This is a genomic window from Sphingomonas kaistensis (assembly GCF_036884275.1).
Lineage (GTDB): Bacteria > Pseudomonadota > Alphaproteobacteria > Sphingomonadales > Sphingomonadaceae > Sphingomicrobium > Sphingomicrobium kaistense_A.
Genome location: NZ_CP145607.1, coordinates 2,581,948 through 2,596,216, shown reverse-complemented (window position 1 = coordinate 2,596,216; position 14,269 = coordinate 2,581,948). Strand labels below are relative to the sequence as shown.

The following is a 14,269-nucleotide window of genomic DNA, read 5'->3' as shown; positions in this document are numbered from 1 at the left end:
CGCGGCGCGGGAAGCTGGTCAGTCGCCGGGGCTGGCGGCCGACCCGGCGAGGAGGCCGCCGTCGATGTGGAATTCCGAGCCGGTGACATAGGCGCTTTCGTCGGCGGCGAGATAGGCGACCATGGCGGCGACCTCTTCCGGGGTGCCGAAACGGCGGAGCGGGGTGTCGGCGACCATCGCCGCCATCTTTGCCTCGCGGTCGGGGCCGTCGCCGATCAGGGCTTCCCACATGGGGGTGAGGATGGCGGCGGGGTGGACGCTGTTGCAGCGGATGCGCCAACCCTGCTGAGCGCAGTAGAGCGCGACCGACTTGCTGTGATTGCGGATCGCGGCCTTGGACGAGGCATAGGCGGCGGCGCCGGGAATGCCGACGAGGCCCGAGCGCGAGGAGATGTTGATGATCGAGCCCTCGCCCTTGGCCTTCATCGCACGGATGGCGTAGCGGCAGCCGAGGAAGGTGCCGTCGAGGTTGGTGCGGTGGACCGCGTGCCATTCGGCGAGACTGGCATTCTCGGGATCGTGGGCGGCGGGCTGGCCTTCGAAGCCGGTGACGCCGGCGTTGTTGACCAGCACGTCGCAGGCGGGGTGGAGGCGGGCGAGTTCGGCCCAATGGTCTTCGTCGCGCACATCGAGAAGGACAAATTCGGCGCCGAGCGCTTCGGCGGCGGGGAGGCCGACGGCTTCGTCGAGGTCGGTCATGACCACGCGGGCGCCTTCCTCGCAGAAGCGCGCGGCGATGGCGTGACCGATGCCGCGGGCGGCGCCGGTCACGATGCAGAGCTTATCCTCGAGCCGCCTCAATTGCTTGCTCCTCGACCGGCACGCCGAACAGGTCGTGTTCGTCGGCTTCCTCGACCATCACCGTCGCGAAGTCGCCGGCGGCTAGGTGCCCCGCGTCGCGCAGGTGGACTTCGCCGTCGATCTCAGGCGCGTCGGCCTTGCTGCGACCGGTCGCACCGCCGGTTTCGGCATCGACCGCGTCGATGATGACCTCGACCTCCGTGCCGACCTTGGCCGCCAGCTTTTCGGCCGAGATGCGGGCGGTCAGTTCCATCACGCGGGCGTAGCGCTCTTCCTTGACCTCCGGCGAGACGTGGCCGGGAAGGTCGTTGGCCGGCGCGCCCTCGACCGGTTCGAAGCGGAACGCGCCGACGCGGTCGAGGCGGGCTTCGGCCAACCATTGGAGGAGATATTCGAAATCCTCCTCGGTCTCACCGGGGAAGCCGACGACGAAGGAGGAGCGGATGGCGATGTCCGGCACTTCGCGGCGCCATTGGACCAGCCGCTCGAGCACGCGGGCCTCGTTGGCGGGGCGGCGCATCGCCTTCAACACCTTGGGACTGGCATGCTGGAAGGGGATGTCGAGATAGGGGAGGATCAGCCCCTCGGCCATCAGCGGCATGACCCGGTCGACGTGGGGATAGGGGTAGACGTAGTGAAGGCGGACCCACGGCCTGGTGCCGTCGGGAGCGCGAAGCTCACCCAGCGCGCGGGCGAGGTCGGTCATGTGGGCGCGGACGTCCGAGCCCTTCCACGGCCAGGCGGCATGCTTGAGGTCGAGGCCGTAGGCGCTGGTGTCCTGGCTGATGACCAGCAGCTCGCGCGTGCCCTGGGCGAGGAGCTTTTCGGCCTCGCGCAGGATGGCGTCCGGGCGGCGCGACACGAGATCGCCGCGGATCTGCGGGATGATGCAGAAGGCGCAGCGGTGATTGCAGCCCTCGGAAATCTTCAGGTAGCTGTAGTGCCTGGGAGTCAGCTTGAGGTGCGGCGTCGCCTGCGGCACGAGGTCGAGATAGGGCGAGCGCGGCGCCGGGGCGGCGTCGTGCACGGCGGCGACCACGTCCTCGTAGGCGTGCGCTCCGGTGATCGCGAGGACGTTGGGAAAGCGGGCGCGGATGACCTCGGCCTCGCGGCCCATGCAGCCAGTGACGATGACCCGGCCGTTTTCAGCCAGCGCTTCGCCGATCGCTTCGAGGCTTTCTTCCTTGGCGGAATCGAGAAAGCCGCAAGTGTTGACCAGAACGACGTCGGCGCCTTCGTAGTCGGCGCTCATCTGATAACCGTCGGAGCGCAGTTGTCCGAGGATCCGCTCGCTGTCGACGAGGTTCTTGGGACAGCCGAGACTGACCATGCCGACGCGCGGCGGGGTGGGGAGGACGGTAGCCATGGGAAGGCTGGCGCCATTAGCCGAAAATCGGGGCCAAAGCTAGGCAGTCGCGGCGTTAACCTTTCTGAACAAGGTCACAAAGGTCACCGGTGGCGGGGGTTCGGCGCGGGGTCGTGTGATCTTTGCCTGGCCAAAGGACGCAGCGATGAGAAAGAACCGAACGACGTCGAGCCGTTGCGGCAAGTGGAGCAGGCCAAATCCTATTGTGCAACCGGCTTGCGGATCGTCTCGTGGAGGATCGCGACGCGGATCCCGAATTTATAGGCTTCGAGCCGATTGAGGATGGTGCTGCCGTCGGGCTGGAGCGCAAGTTCCTGCTTGATCTTTATGCCGCTCGGCGTGGTGTAGCCGAGGTAGGCCCGGGGGCCGCGCAGGTCGATGCTGACCATTCCCTTGGCGTCGGTGAGGGTGCTGAGATAGCCGCCGGAGGGCAAGGTGCGGATCGTCCAGACGCGGGTGCGCGGCGGCTTCGTACCCTCGGCGATGCGCTGGGTGAGGGTCAGGGTATCGCCTTGGGGGACGCCGCGACTTTCCACCGTGACCGGAACGGTCTTGCCGACGATCGGGTCGAGCACGCCGCTGCCGCGGGTGTCGCCGGTGAAAAAGGCGACCGGGTCGAGCGAGGTGGTGCCGGCGGGAAGGTCGGGCGGGGCGCAAGCGCCGAGGAGGAAGGCCAGTGGGATCGCCGCCCTAGCGGTTACGGACGAGGGCATCGACGACTCCGGGGTCTGCAAGGGTGCTGGTGTCGCCGAGCTGGTCCAACTGGCCTTCAGCGATCTTGCGGAGGATTCGGCGCATGATCTTGCCCGAGCGGGTCTTGGGCAGGCCGGGAGCGAACTGGATGCGTTCGGGAATGGCGAGCGCGCCGATGTGCTTGCGGACTTCGGCATGAAGCTCGCGAACGATGTGATCGCCACCTTGTTCGCCGGCGTTCAAGGTAACGAAGGCGTGGATGCCCTGGCCCTTCAGATCGTGCGGGGCGGCGACCACGGCGGCTTCGGCGACCAGCGGGTGGGCGACCAGCGCGCTTTCGACCTCGGCGGTGCCGATGCGGTGGCCCGAGACGTTGATGACATCGTCGACCCGGCCGGTGATCCAGTAATCGCCGTCCTCGTCCCGGCGGCAGCCGTCGCCGGTGAAGTAGAGGCCGGGGTAGGTCGTGAAATAGGTGTCGATGAAGCGCTGCGGATCGCCCCAGACGGTGCGCATCTGGCCGGGCCACGAGCCGCGCAGGCAAAGGTTGCCGCTGACGTCGTTGCCGGTGATCTCGCGTCCTTCGGCATCGACCAGCAAGGGCTCGATACCGGGCAGGGGTTGGCAAGCGCTGCCGGGTTTCATCGAAGTGGCGCCGGGAAGCGGGGTCATGAGGACGCCGCCGGTTTCGGTCTGCCACCAGGTGTCGACGATGGCGAGGCGGCCGTCGCCGACCACGTCGTGATACCAGCGCCACGCCTCGGGATTGATCGGCTCGCCGACGGTGCCGAGCAGGCGGAGCGATTGGCGGTTGTGTTTACGCACCGGCTCATCGCCTTCGCGCATCAAGGCGCGGATGGCGGTGGGGGCGGTGTAGAGGATGGTGACACCGAGGCGGTCGATGGTCTCCCACAGGCGGCTGGCGTCGGGATAGGTCGGGACGCCGTCGAACATGACGGTGGGGGTGCCGGCCATCAGCGGGCCGTAGAGGGTGTAGCTGTGGCCGGTGATCCAGCCGATGTCGGCGGTGCACCAGAAGAGGTCGTCGGGCTTGGGTTCGAACACCCAGGCGAAAGTGGTCGCGGCCCAGACGGCATAGCCGCCAGTGGTGTGGACCACGCCCTTGGGCTTTCCGGTCGAGCCCGAGGTGTAGAGAATGAACAGGGGGTCTTCGGCGGCCATCGGTTCGGCCGGGCAGTCGTTGGCGAGGCGGTCCTGATGATCTTCCCAGCGCAGGTCCCGGCCTTCGCGCATCGCGATGTCGCCGCCGGTGCGGGTGACGACGATGACGGTATCGATGCCCTGCGACAGGTCGCAGGCGGCATCGACATTGGCTTTCAATGGAATGCGCTTGCCGCCGCGCACGCCCTCGTCGGCGGTGATGACGACGCGCGCACCGCAATCGTCGATCCGGCCGGCGAGGCTTTCGGGCGAGAAGCCGCCGAACACCACCGAATGAACCGCGCCGATCCGCGCGCAGGCAAGCATTGCCGCCGCCGCCTCGGGAATCATCGGCATGTAGATCATCACCCGGTCGCCCTTGCCGACCCCGCGCTCCTTCAGGAGGTGGGCGAAGCGGCAGGTGTCGGCGTAGAGTTCGGCATAGGTGACCGAGCGGCCGGCGCCGGGCTCGTCGGGTTCGAAGACCAGCGCGGTGTCGTCGGCGCGCTGCGGCAGGTGGCGGTCGAGGCAATTGACCGAGAGGTTGAGGACGCCGTCCTCATACCAGCGGATGTGAAAGTCGGCGCGATCGAACGAGAAGTCTCCCGATCGCTCCGGAAAGCGTTCCCAGTCGAGCCGCCGCGCCTGATCCAGCCAGAAGGCGTGGGGATCGGAGGCGTAAGCCTCGTGCAGCGCGGCGAGCTCGGTCGGGGTCATTTAGGCGTTCTGCTCCATGTCGATGACGAAGCGATAGCGGACGTCGTTCTTGAGCAGGCGCTCATAGGCTTCGTTGACCTGCTCGATCTTGATGTGCTCGCAGTCGGGGTAGATGTCGTGCTCGGCGCAGAAATCGAGCATTTCCTGGGTTTCAGGAATGCCGCCGATCGCCGAGCCGCCGACCGCACGGTTCCACCAAATGAGCTGGAAGCCGGTGAAACCCGGCATCGGAGTCAGTGCGCCGACGATCACCATCCGGCCCGAGCGGCCGAGGAGGTTGAGATAGCCGTCGATTTCGTGGCTGACCGGGATGGTGTTGAGGATGAAGTCGAAGCGGGTGGCTGCGGCCTTCATCTGCTCGGGGTCGGTCGAGACGATCACGTCATGCGCGCCGAGTTCGCGTGCATCCTTGCCCTTCTCGGGGGTGGTGGTGATCATGGTGACATGCGCGCCCATCGCGGCGGCGAGCTTCACCCCCATGTGGCCGAGGCCGCCGAGACCGATCACCGCCACCTTGGTGCCGGGTCCGACATTGTACTGGCGGAGCGGTGAGTAAGTGGTGATTCCGGCGCACAGCAGCGGAGCGACCTTCGCGATGTCCATGCCCTCCGGCACCTTGCACACGAAGTGATCGCGCACGACGATATGGTCGGAATAGCCGCCCTTGGTGATCGTCCCGTCGTGGAAGTCCTTGCTGTTGTAGGTCTGGATGCAGCCCTTGCGGCAGAACACTTCCCAGCCTTCCAGGCACTGGTCGCACTCCATGCAGCTGTCGACCATGCAGCCGACCGCGACGGTGTCGCCGACCTTGTGCTTGGTCACATCGGGCCCGACCTCGGTCACGGTGCCGACGATCTCATGGCCAGGGACGACCGGATACTGGCTTCCGCCCCAGTCATTGCGGCAGGTGTGGAGGTCGGAATGGCAGATGCCCGAGTGGGTGATCTGGATCGCGACGTCGTTGGCCCGGAGATCCCGGCGTTCGAATTCCATCGGGCGAAGCGGCTGGTCGGCGGCGTCGGTGCCCCAACCCTTGGCGGTGGTCGGCATATTCTTAATCTCCTGCGCGGGCCAGCGTGCGCTGGGCCTGAATCAAATGGGGTTTGTCGACCATTCGGCCGTCAACGCTCAACACGCCAGCCGAGGGTTCGGCGGCAAAGGCTGCGACGATCGCGCGGGCATTGGCGACCTGATCGGGGGTGGGGGAGAAAGCGGCGTTGATCGGGCCGACCTGCGCCGGGTGGATGGCAAGCTTGCCGGTGAAGCCGTCGCGCGCGGCGTCCAGCGCTTCGTCGATGAGGCCCGGCTCGTCGCGGAAGTCGGCGAAGACGCCGTCGACCGGCTGGACACCCGCCGCGGCGGCGCCCGCGAGGGTAAGGGTGCGGGCGAGGGTATAGGGGGCGGTGTAGCGGCCCTTGGCGTCCTTGTTCGAGGCGGCACCGAGGGCGGCGGACAGGTCTTCGGCGCCCCAACTCATCGCGGCCAGCGGGCTGTCCTTGATGTCGCGGTAGGTGAGCAGGCCGAACAGCGCGGCGGCGGTTTCGGTGACGATGGCGTGGAGGGGGATCGAGCCGGTGCGGTGCTGGAGCTCAGTGATGTCGGCGCCGCTTTCAGCCTTGGGCAGGACAAGGCCGTGAATGTCGGCGGAGCCGAGCAGTTCGAGGTCCAGCCGGTGGTCCTCGGTGCGCAGCGGGTTGATGCGGACCCACCATTGCGGCCCGCCCGAGCGTGCGGGGAGGTTGCGGAGGAGGTCGCGGGCGACGGCCTTGTTAGCGGCGGCGACGCTGTCTTCGAGGTCGAAGATCAGCGCGTCGGCTTCGCTGTCGAGCGCGCGGGCGATCTTCTTTTCGCTGTCGGCGGGGACGAACAGCCAGGAGCGTGGCTGGCGGCTCATGCGGCAGCTTTCCGGATCAGCGCGGTGCGCTTCAAGGTGCAAACGGTTTCCCCGCGCTGGTTGATGGCGCGATGCTCCCAGGTGACGAGGCCGGCGGTGGGGCGCGATTTGCTGTCGCGCTTGGAGAGGCAGCTGCTTTCGAAGTGCAGCGTGTCGCCGATGAAGACGGGGGCGGGCAGGCGGACTTCGTCGAAGCCGAGGTTGGCGACCAGCACGCCTTCGGTGGTGTCGGCGACCGAGGCGCCGACCAGCAGCGAGAAAGTGAAGCAGCTGTTGACGAGGATGCGGCCGAATTCGGTGTCCCTGGCCGCTTCGGCATCGAGGTGCAGCGGCTGGGGATTGTGGGTGAGGGTGGAGATGAGGAGATTGTCGGTCTCCGTCACCGTGCGGCGGAGGGCGTGGGCGACGGTGTCGCCTTCCTTCCACTCGTCATATGGGCGTCCGGGCATGGGTGGGGCTTAGGCCCGGGTTCAGCCGATGAGAAGCCCCGCCATCGCCTCGGTGATCGCTTCGCCGTCGAGGCGATATTCGCCGTAGAGGTCGGGGAGGTTGCCGGTCTGGCCGAAGCGATCGACGCCGAGCGGGGCGGCGCGGTGGCCCAGCACGCTGCCGAGCCAGGAGAGCGAGGCGGGCGCGGCGTCGCACAGGGTGACGAGGCGGGCGGTGGGCGATAAGCGGGAGAGCAGGGTGGCGGCGTGGCTGGGCTGGCGTTCGCCGCGCCATTCGGCGGCCTGCGCCGCGCTCCAGCCGCGGTGGAGGAGGTTGGGGCTGGTGACACTGAGTAGGCCGAGGCCGGGGACGTCGTCTTTGAGCGCATCGAAGGCGGCAAGCGCTTCGGGCATGACCGCGCCCATCGCGACGATGGCGGCTTCGGCGCCGGGGCCGGGTTCGCGCAGCCAGTAGCCGCCTTGCAGCGCATCGGCTTGCCAGTCGTCGGAAGTGCGGGACTCTTGCGCCACGCTGCGGGTCGAGAGGCGGAGGTAGGTCGATTCGCCGGCGGGGTCGTCGATCAGGCGGAAAGCTTCGCGCATGAAGAGGGCGAGTTCGTCGGCGAAGGCGGGCTCGTAGTGGCGCAGGCCCGGCTGGCCGAGCGCGATCAGCGGCGGATTGATCGACTGGTGCGCGCCGCCTTCGGGGCCGAGGGTCAGGCCCGAGGGCGTGGCGACGAGCAGGAAGCGGGCGTCCTGGTAGCAGCCGTAGTTGAGGCTATCGAGGCCGCGGGCGATGAACGGGTCGTAGAGAGTGCCGATCGGCACCAGGCGATGGCCGAACAGGTCGCCCGACAGACCGGCGGCGGCGAGCATCAGGAACAGGTTGGATTCGGCGATTCCAAGCTCGACGTGCTGGCCGGCGTCTTTCGCGGCCCATTTTTGTGCCGAGGGAATCTTGGCTTCGGCGAACACGTCCTTGATGCCGCGGCGGTGGAACAGGCCGCGATTGTTCACGAAGGCGCCGAGGTTGGTGGAGACGGTGACGTCGGGCGAGGTGGTGAGGATGCGGTCGGCGAGGCCGTCGCCCGACTTGGCGAGGTCGAGGAGGATGCGACCGAAGGCGGCCTGTGTGCTCTGTTCCTCTCCGGTGGGGGTGGGGAGGACGGGGACGGTCCAAGCGGTGAAGTTGCGCGGTTCTTTCTCGCGACGAACGCGGGTCGCCTCGATCAGCGCCTGGGTCCCGGCGCGGGCGTTGTCGCCGAGACCGGCGAGCGGTTCCCATTCCGAGCCTTCGGCGATGCCGAGGCTGTCGCGATAGGCGGCGAACTGGGTCGGGTTCATCAGCCCGGCGTGATTGTCCTTGTGGCCGGCGAAGGGCAGGCCATAGCCCTTGACCGTCCAGGCGATGAAGACGGTGGGGATGTCGTCCTGCGCGGCGGAGAAGGCTTCGGTCAGGCTTTCGAGGCAGTGGCCGCCAAGGTCGCTCATCAGGGCGGCGAGGCGGTCGTCGTCGACGTTGGCGAGGAAGGGCCTGGCGGTGTCGCCGAGGTCCTTGTCGATCCGTGCGCGCCACGCTGCGCCGCCTTGATAGAGCATGGCACTGTGATCGGCGTTGGGGAGGGCTTCGAGCCAGTCCTTGAGCGCGGGATGCTCGGCGAGCGCGGCGGCCAGCTTCTTGCCGTGGCGAAGCTCTACCACCCGCCAGCCGCAGGTGCGGAAGATGTCGTCGAAGCGTTCGAACATGCGGTCGGCGCTGGTCGCGTCGAGGCTTTGGCGATTGTAGTCGACGATCCACCACAGGTTGCGGACGTCGTGCTTGTGGCCCTCGATCAGGGCTTCGTAGATGTTGCCTTCGTCGAGCTCGGCATCGCCCATCAACGCGACGAAGCGGCCGCGCTGGTCGTCGGGGAGGGCGCAGCGGGCCGACAGCCAGTCCTGGACCAGGCTGGCGAACAGGGTGATGGCAACGCCAAGGCCGACCGAGCCGGTGGAGAAATCGACCGGGATGCGATCCTTGGTGCGGCTGGGATAGCTTTGCGCGCCGCCGAAGCCGCGGAAATTTTCGAGCGTCGCTCGATCTTGCCCGCCGAGCAGATAATGGATCGCGTGGAGGACCGGGCCGGCGTGGGGCTTGACCGCAACGCGGTCGTTGGGGCCGAGCGCGTCGAAATAAAGCGCGGCCATGATCGCCGCCATCGACGCGCTCGACGCCTGGTGTCCACCGACCTTCAGCCCGTCGGCGCTGTCGCGAACGTGATTGGCGTGGTGGATGATGTTGCTGGCAAGAAAGCGCAGGCGTTCTTCGAGGGTGCGCAGGGCGGCGAGGTCGGTGGGCATGCCGATGCGCTAAGGTGAGGCGGCGCGGGCGGCAAGGCCCCTCGACTTCGCTCGGGGCAAGCGGTACTTAGGCGACCAACCTTTCGTTCGTCCCGAGCGTAGTCGAGGGACGCTTCTCTTCGGGCGCGTTCGCCGCGTCGAACCGTTCCTGCGCGGCGCGGATGCAGGCGATGTGGGCGATGGCCCAGCTGCCCAGCGCCTCGACCGGTTCGATCAGGCTCTGGCCGAGTTCGGTCAGCGCATAGGTGACGCGGGGCGGAACGGTCGGCTCGACCGTGCGGCTGACGAGGCCGTCGCGCTCGAGCCCGCGCAGGGTGAGGGTGAGCATCCGCTGGCTGATCCCGTCGATCTCGCGCTTCAGTTCGTTGAAGCGATGCGGCGCCCGGGCGAGAATCATCACGATCAGCACCGACCATTTGTCGCCGATCCGGTTGAGCACCGGCGTCACGTTGCGGCAGCCCGCCGCGCGCAGGCCGTTTTCTTCCATCGTTCCAGTATCATGCATGTGCCCTGATACCCTCCATGTGCGTTCTTTTAATGGCCCGAAGACCAGTTACCTATGGTGTCCAGGTAATCATTTGTGACTGGAGATACAATGTCAGGGACCACCACCATTCTTCGCGTCGACAGCTCGATCACGGGCGAGAACAGCGTCAGCCGGCAGATCACGGGCCGGATCGTAGAGCAGCAGCGCGCCGGCCGCCCGGACGCCACGGTCATCGAGCGCGATCTCGTCGCCCAGCCGCTTCCCCACCTCACGCTCGACCAGTTCGCCGACGGGAGCGTGCTCGACGAATTCCTTGCCGCCGACACGGTGGTGATTGGTGCTCCGATGTACAATTTCACCCTGCCGAGCCAATTGAAGGCCTGGATCGACCGGCTGGCGGTGAACGGGCGCACATTCCGCTATACCGCCGAAGGCAAGCCCGAGGGGCTGGCCGGGCCGAAGCGGGTGATCATCGCGTTGTCGCGCGGCGGCTATTACGGCACCGAGCAGGGCAATGCCGATTTCGAGCATCTCGAAAGCTATCTGAAGGCCTTCTTCGGATTCATCGGGATCGAGCCCGAGTTCGTCCGCGCCGACGGCATCAATCTCGGGCCGGAAGTGAAGGCCAAGTCGGTCGAGCAGGCGCTGCGCGAGGTCGATCTGCTCGCGGCGTAAGGGTTGGTCGTCCCGGTAAAGGCCGGGACGACCTCATCCGTCAGGCCAGCAAGCGCAGCGGGTTTTCGATCAGGGGCTTCAGGGCCTGGAGGAAGCTCGCGGCGTCCCAGCCGTCGACCGCGCGGTGATCGCAGGAGAGCGAGAGGTTCATCCGCTTGCGGATCTCGAGCTCGCCATTAACCGGCACCACCTTGTCCTCGACCTTGTTGACCGCGACCGTGGCGACCTGCGGCGGCGAGATGACGGGGGTCGAGACGACGCCGCCCATCGGCCCCAGCGAGCTGATGGTGAAAGTCGGGTTGGAGAGTTCGTCCCGCGTGGCCTTGCCGGTCTTGGCGGCGTCCGACAGGCGGGCGACTTCGGTCGCGAGCTGCCAGATCGAGAGCCGCTCGGCATTGCGAATGACCGGGACCATCAGCCCGTTCGGGGTCTGCGCCGCCATGCCCATGTGGACGCCGCCGTGGCGGGTGATGACGTTGGCTTCGTCGTCATAAGTGGCGTTGATCATCGGGAAGTCGGCCAGCGCCTTGTTCAGCGCGGTGATCAGGAACGGCAGCAGGGTGAGCTTGGGGTTCTGCCCGCGATCGCGGTTCATCATCGCGCGGGTTTCTTCCAGTGCGGTGACGTCATATTCCTCGACCAGGGCGAAGTGCGGAATGCGGCGTTTGGCGGCCTGCATGTTCTCCGCGATCTTGCGGCGCAGGCCGACGACCTTGATCTGCTCATCTGCACGCAGCGCGGTGGCGCGGCCGGAGACCTGCCCGCCGTTGTAGAGCAGGTAGGCGTCGAGGTCGGCGTGGCGGATGTGCTCGCCCTGGTGCTTCACCTGGGCGAGGTCGATGCCGAGGTCACGCGCGCGGGCGCGGACGGCGGGGGTGGTGAGGATGGGACCCGAGTGACTGCGATCATCTTCGTTCGTGCTGAGCGAAGTCGAAGCACGTTCTTGCTGGGGTTCGGGCGAGCGCCCTTCGACTATGCGCTCCGCGCTTCGCTCAGGACGAACGAGTTCAGGGGCATCTTCGACGTCCAGCGTCGGATTGGCTTCTTCCTGCGCCTGCGTCGGCACGGCGGCGCCGTCGGCCAGCGGGACTTCCTCGGCCTCGGCGGGAGCGGCAGCCGCGTCGGCGCCCTCGGTCTCGATCTCGACCAGCACCGAGCCGATGGCGATCTGGTCGCCGACTTCACCGGCGAGCTTGCGAACCACGCCGGCGACGGGCGATTCCATTTCCACGGTCGCCTTGTCGGTCATCATGTCGGCAAGCTGCTGGTCTTCCTCGACCCGGTCGCCGACCGCGATATGCCAGGCGACGATCTCGGCCTCGGCAATGCCTTCGCCGATGTCGGGGAGCTTGAAGAGATAGGTCGCCATTAGTCTGCCATGACCTTTTCTAGGGCTTGTTTCATGCGGATCGGGCCGGGGAAATAGATCCATTCGTAGGCGTGGGGGTAGGGCGTGTCCCAGCCCGACACGCGCCCGACCGGGGCTTCGAGGTGATAGAAGCAGCGTTCCTGGATCAGGGTGACGAGCTCCGAGGCAAAGCCGCTGGTCTTGGTGGCTTCCTGGACCACCAGGCAGCGGCCGGTCTTTTTCACGCTCTCTTCGATGGTCGCCATGTCGAGCGGCACGAGGGTGCGCAGGTCGATCACCTCGGCGTCGATGCCATTCTCCTCGACCGCGGCGAGCGCGACGTGGACCATCGTGCCATAGGCGAGGACGGTGAGGTCGTTGCCGGGACGGACCACCGCCGCCTTGCCGAGCGGGACGGTGTAGTGGCCGTCGGGGACCTCGGAGGCTGCGTGCTTGGCCCACGGCTTGACCGGGCGGTCGTGATGCCCGTCGAACGGGCCGTTGTAGATGCGCTTGGGCTCGAAGAAGACGACGGGGTCGGGGTCTTCGATCGCGGCGATCAGCAGGCCCTTGGCGTCGTAGGGGGTCGAGGGGATGACGACCTTCAAACCCGCGACGTGGGTGAAGAGGGCTTCTGGGCTCTGGCTGTGGGTCTGGCCGCCGAAGATACCGCCGCCATAGGGCGAGCGGATGACCATCGGCATGGTCCATTCGCCGGCGGTGCGATAGCGCATGCGGGCGACTTCGGAGACGATCTGGTCGTAGCCGGGGTAGATGTAGTCGGCGAACTGGATCTCGATCACGGGCTTCAGGCCGTAGGCGGCCATCCCGACCGCCGCGCCGACGATCCCGCCTTCGCTGATCGGCGCGTCGAAGCAGCGTTCCTTGCCGAATTCCTTTTGGAGGCCCGCGGTAGCGCGGAACACGCCGCCGAAATAGCCGACGTCTTCACCGAAGACGACGATATCGGGGTCGGCCGCCATGGTCACGCGATGGGCGTCGTTGATCGCCTCGATCATGTTCTTGGTCGGCATCAGCTGGCGTCCCGTCCGAGGAAGATGCGGGCTTCGCCGAGCGCAGCGTCGCGCTGTTCGGCGAGGTGCCAGGGGGTGTCGGCATAGACGTCTTCGAACATCGAGCCGATGCGATCGAAGCCCTGGCCGGGCAGGATGCCCTGCGCTTCGGCCTGCTTTTGCGCGGCGCGGACCGTCTTGTCGGCCTCAGCGACGAGCGCGGCGTGGCGTTCGTCGTCCCATTCGCCGAGGCCGATGAGGTGCGCTTTCAGGCGCTCGACCGGATCGCCGAGCGGCCATTGCTGCGCTTCGCCGGCCGGGCGGTAGCCGGTCGGATCGTCCGACGTGCTGTGCCCTTCGGCGCGGTAGGTGAAGAATTCGATCAGGGTCGGGCCAACGTTGGCGCGGGCGCGCTCCGACGCCCATTGCACTGCGGCATAAACCGCGAGCGCGTCATTGCCGTCGACCCGAAGGCCGGCGATGCCATAGCCGACCGCGCGGGCGGCGAAGGTGGACTGTTCGGCCCCGGCGATGCCGGAGAAGCTTGAGATCGCCCACTGGTTGTTGACCACCGCGAGGATGACCGGCGCCTGGTAGACGGCTGCAAAGGTCAGCGCGGAATGGAAGTCGCCTTCGGCCGTGGCGCCTTCGCCGATCCAGCCCATCGCGATCCGGCTGTCGCCTTTGATCGCGGACGCCATCGCCCAGCCCACGGCCTGCGGATACTGGGTGCCGAGGTTGCCCGAGATCGAGAAAAAGCCGTGCGGCTTGTCCGAATACATGATCGGGAGCTGGCGGCCGTGGAGTTTGTCGCCGGCGTTGGAATAGATCTGGCACATCATGTCGACCAGCGGATAACCGCGGGCGACCAGCAGGCCTTGCTGGCGATAGGTCGGGAAGCACATGTCGTCCCGATCCAGCGCAGTGGCGGCGGCGACCGCGATCGCTTCTTCGCCGGTGCACTTCATGTAGAAGCTGGTCTTCCCCTGCCGCTGGGCACGGTACATGCGGTCGTCGAACACCCGCACGGTGACCATGTCGGCCAGCATCTTGCGCAGGGTGTCGGGCGACAGGCGCGGGTCCCACGGACCGACCGCTTGGCCCTGCTCATCCAGTACCCGGACGAGGTGATTGACCAGCGGGTGGCTGTCCGACGCCGGCGCGCTGCTGTCGGGGCGCGGGGCGCTTCCGGCGGCGGGCACGCGAACGGCGGAAAAGTCGGGGGTGTCGCCGGGCCGATAGGACGGCTCGGGCACATGCAGCGCAAGGCGCGGGGCGTTGCGACGGGGCGGAGACAGGGGCTCACTCATCGGGGGCAGCGCTTAGGACGGAGGGAGGCGCAAAGG

Annotated in this window: 13 protein-coding genes; 1 reads left to right on the top strand and 12 read right to left on the bottom strand. The window is 67.2% G+C overall.

The annotated features are described in order from the left end of the window. Positions 1-18: 18 nt before the first annotated feature. From V6R86_RS12745 to V6R86_RS12705, 9 genes are all read right to left on the bottom strand, one after another. Positions 19-801: an SDR family oxidoreductase gene (locus V6R86_RS12745; RefSeq protein ID WP_338504929.1), complete on the bottom strand. Its 783-nt coding sequence runs from the start codon at positions 799-801 to the stop codon at positions 19-21. Then, the gene (rimO, locus tag V6R86_RS12740; RefSeq protein WP_338504927.1) at positions 782-2,167 is read right to left on the bottom strand and encodes a 30S ribosomal protein S12 methylthiotransferase RimO; all 1,386 of its coding nucleotides are present in this window, start codon (positions 2,165-2,167) and stop codon (positions 782-784) included. Before rimO ends, V6R86_RS12745 begins: the two co-directional genes overlap by 20 nt. A 200-nt stretch (positions 2,168-2,367) precedes the next feature. Further along, positions 2,368-2,880 carry a DUF3833 family protein gene (locus tag V6R86_RS12735; RefSeq protein ID WP_338504925.1) on the bottom strand — a complete coding sequence of 171 codons (513 nt, stop codon included), beginning with the start codon at positions 2,878-2,880 and terminating at the stop codon, positions 2,368-2,370. Continuing rightward, on the bottom strand, positions 2,858-4,738 hold the full coding sequence (gene acs / locus V6R86_RS12730; protein ID WP_338504924.1) for an acetate--CoA ligase: 1,881 nt from the start codon (positions 4,736-4,738) through the stop codon (positions 2,858-2,860). The genes V6R86_RS12735 and acs overlap by 23 nt, the downstream gene beginning before the upstream one ends. Further along, positions 4,739-5,788, bottom strand: coding sequence for an NAD(P)-dependent alcohol dehydrogenase (locus V6R86_RS12725; protein ID WP_338504922.1), 1,050 nt, complete (start codon positions 5,786-5,788; stop codon positions 4,739-4,741). 4 nt (positions 5,789-5,792) lie between these two features. After that, positions 5,793-6,632, bottom strand: coding sequence for a CoA ester lyase (locus V6R86_RS12720; RefSeq protein ID WP_338504921.1), 840 nt, complete (start codon positions 6,630-6,632; stop codon positions 5,793-5,795). Continuing rightward, entirely contained in the window at positions 6,629-7,081 is a 453-nt protein-coding gene (locus V6R86_RS12715) for a MaoC family dehydratase (protein ID WP_338504920.1), read from the bottom strand. The genes V6R86_RS12720 and V6R86_RS12715 overlap by 4 nt, the downstream gene beginning before the upstream one ends. 21 nt (positions 7,082-7,102) lie before the next feature. Then, a complete protein-coding gene (locus tag V6R86_RS12710; RefSeq protein WP_338504918.1) occupies positions 7,103-9,400 on the bottom strand; it encodes a transketolase in 2,298 nt (765 codons plus the stop codon). A gap of 67 nt (positions 9,401-9,467) precedes the next feature. Then, entirely contained in the window at positions 9,468-9,905 is a 438-nt protein-coding gene (locus tag V6R86_RS12705) for a helix-turn-helix domain-containing protein (protein ID WP_338504917.1), read from the bottom strand. A 90-nt stretch (positions 9,906-9,995) separates the two neighbouring features. Here V6R86_RS12705 and V6R86_RS12700 point away from each other — a divergent pair, with 90 nt between their 5' ends. After that, positions 9,996-10,562 (top strand): FMN-dependent NADH-azoreductase, encoded by a 567-nt coding sequence (locus V6R86_RS12700; protein WP_338504916.1) that lies wholly within the window; start codon positions 9,996-9,998, stop codon positions 10,560-10,562. A 40-nt stretch (positions 10,563-10,602) separates the two neighbouring features. On the opposite strand, the gene V6R86_RS12695 is transcribed toward V6R86_RS12700, so the two are convergent. The 3 genes from V6R86_RS12695 to V6R86_RS12685 are packed head-to-tail and all read right to left on the bottom strand — an operon-like array spanning position 10,603 to position 14,233. Then, positions 10,603-11,931: a dihydrolipoamide acetyltransferase family protein gene (locus tag V6R86_RS12695; protein WP_338504915.1), complete on the bottom strand. Its 1,329-nt coding sequence runs from the start codon at positions 11,929-11,931 to the stop codon at positions 10,603-10,605. After that, positions 11,931-12,944: an alpha-ketoacid dehydrogenase subunit beta gene (locus tag V6R86_RS12690; RefSeq protein ID WP_338504914.1), complete on the bottom strand. Its 1,014-nt coding sequence runs from the start codon at positions 12,942-12,944 to the stop codon at positions 11,931-11,933. Before V6R86_RS12690 ends, V6R86_RS12695 begins: the two co-directional genes overlap by 1 nt. Beyond that, positions 12,944-14,233, bottom strand: coding sequence for a thiamine pyrophosphate-dependent enzyme (locus V6R86_RS12685; RefSeq protein WP_338504913.1), 1,290 nt, complete (start codon positions 14,231-14,233; stop codon positions 12,944-12,946). The genes V6R86_RS12690 and V6R86_RS12685 overlap by 1 nt, the downstream gene beginning before the upstream one ends. Between the last annotated feature and the right edge of the window lie 36 nt (positions 14,234-14,269).

Coding starts and splice junctions, on each gene's coding strand:
- rimO (WP_338504927.1), bottom strand. CDS start 2,167: ATGGCTACCGTCCTCCCCACCCCGCCGCGCGTCGGCATGGTCAGTCTC.
- V6R86_RS12735 (WP_338504925.1), bottom strand. CDS start 2,880: ATGCCCTCGTCCGTAACCGCTAGGGCGGCGATCCCACTGGCCTTCCTC.
- acs (WP_338504924.1), bottom strand. CDS start 4,738: ATGACCCCGACCGAGCTCGCCGCGCTGCACGAGGCTTACGCCTCCGAT.
- V6R86_RS12725 (WP_338504922.1), bottom strand. CDS start 5,788: ATGCCGACCACCGCCAAGGGTTGGGGCACCGACGCCGCCGACCAGCCG.
- V6R86_RS12720 (WP_338504921.1), bottom strand. CDS start 6,632: ATGAGCCGCCAGCCACGCTCCTGGCTGTTCGTCCCCGCCGACAGCGAA.
- V6R86_RS12715 (WP_338504920.1), bottom strand. CDS start 7,081: ATGCCCGGACGCCCATATGACGAGTGGAAGGAAGGCGACACCGTCGCC.
- V6R86_RS12710 (WP_338504918.1), bottom strand. CDS start 9,400: ATGCCCACCGACCTCGCCGCCCTGCGCACCCTCGAAGAACGCCTGCGC.
- V6R86_RS12705 (WP_338504917.1), bottom strand. CDS start 9,905: ATGCATGATACTGGAACGATGGAAGAAAACGGCCTGCGCGCGGCGGGC.
- V6R86_RS12700 (WP_338504916.1), top strand. CDS start 9,996: ATGTCAGGGACCACCACCATTCTTCGCGTCGACAGCTCGATCACGGGC.
- V6R86_RS12695 (WP_338504915.1), bottom strand. CDS start 11,931: ATGGCGACCTATCTCTTCAAGCTCCCCGACATCGGCGAAGGCATTGCC.
- V6R86_RS12690 (WP_338504914.1), bottom strand. CDS start 12,944: ATGCCGACCAAGAACATGATCGAGGCGATCAACGACGCCCATCGCGTG.
- V6R86_RS12685 (WP_338504913.1), bottom strand. CDS start 14,233: ATGAGTGAGCCCCTGTCTCCGCCCCGTCGCAACGCCCCGCGCCTTGCG.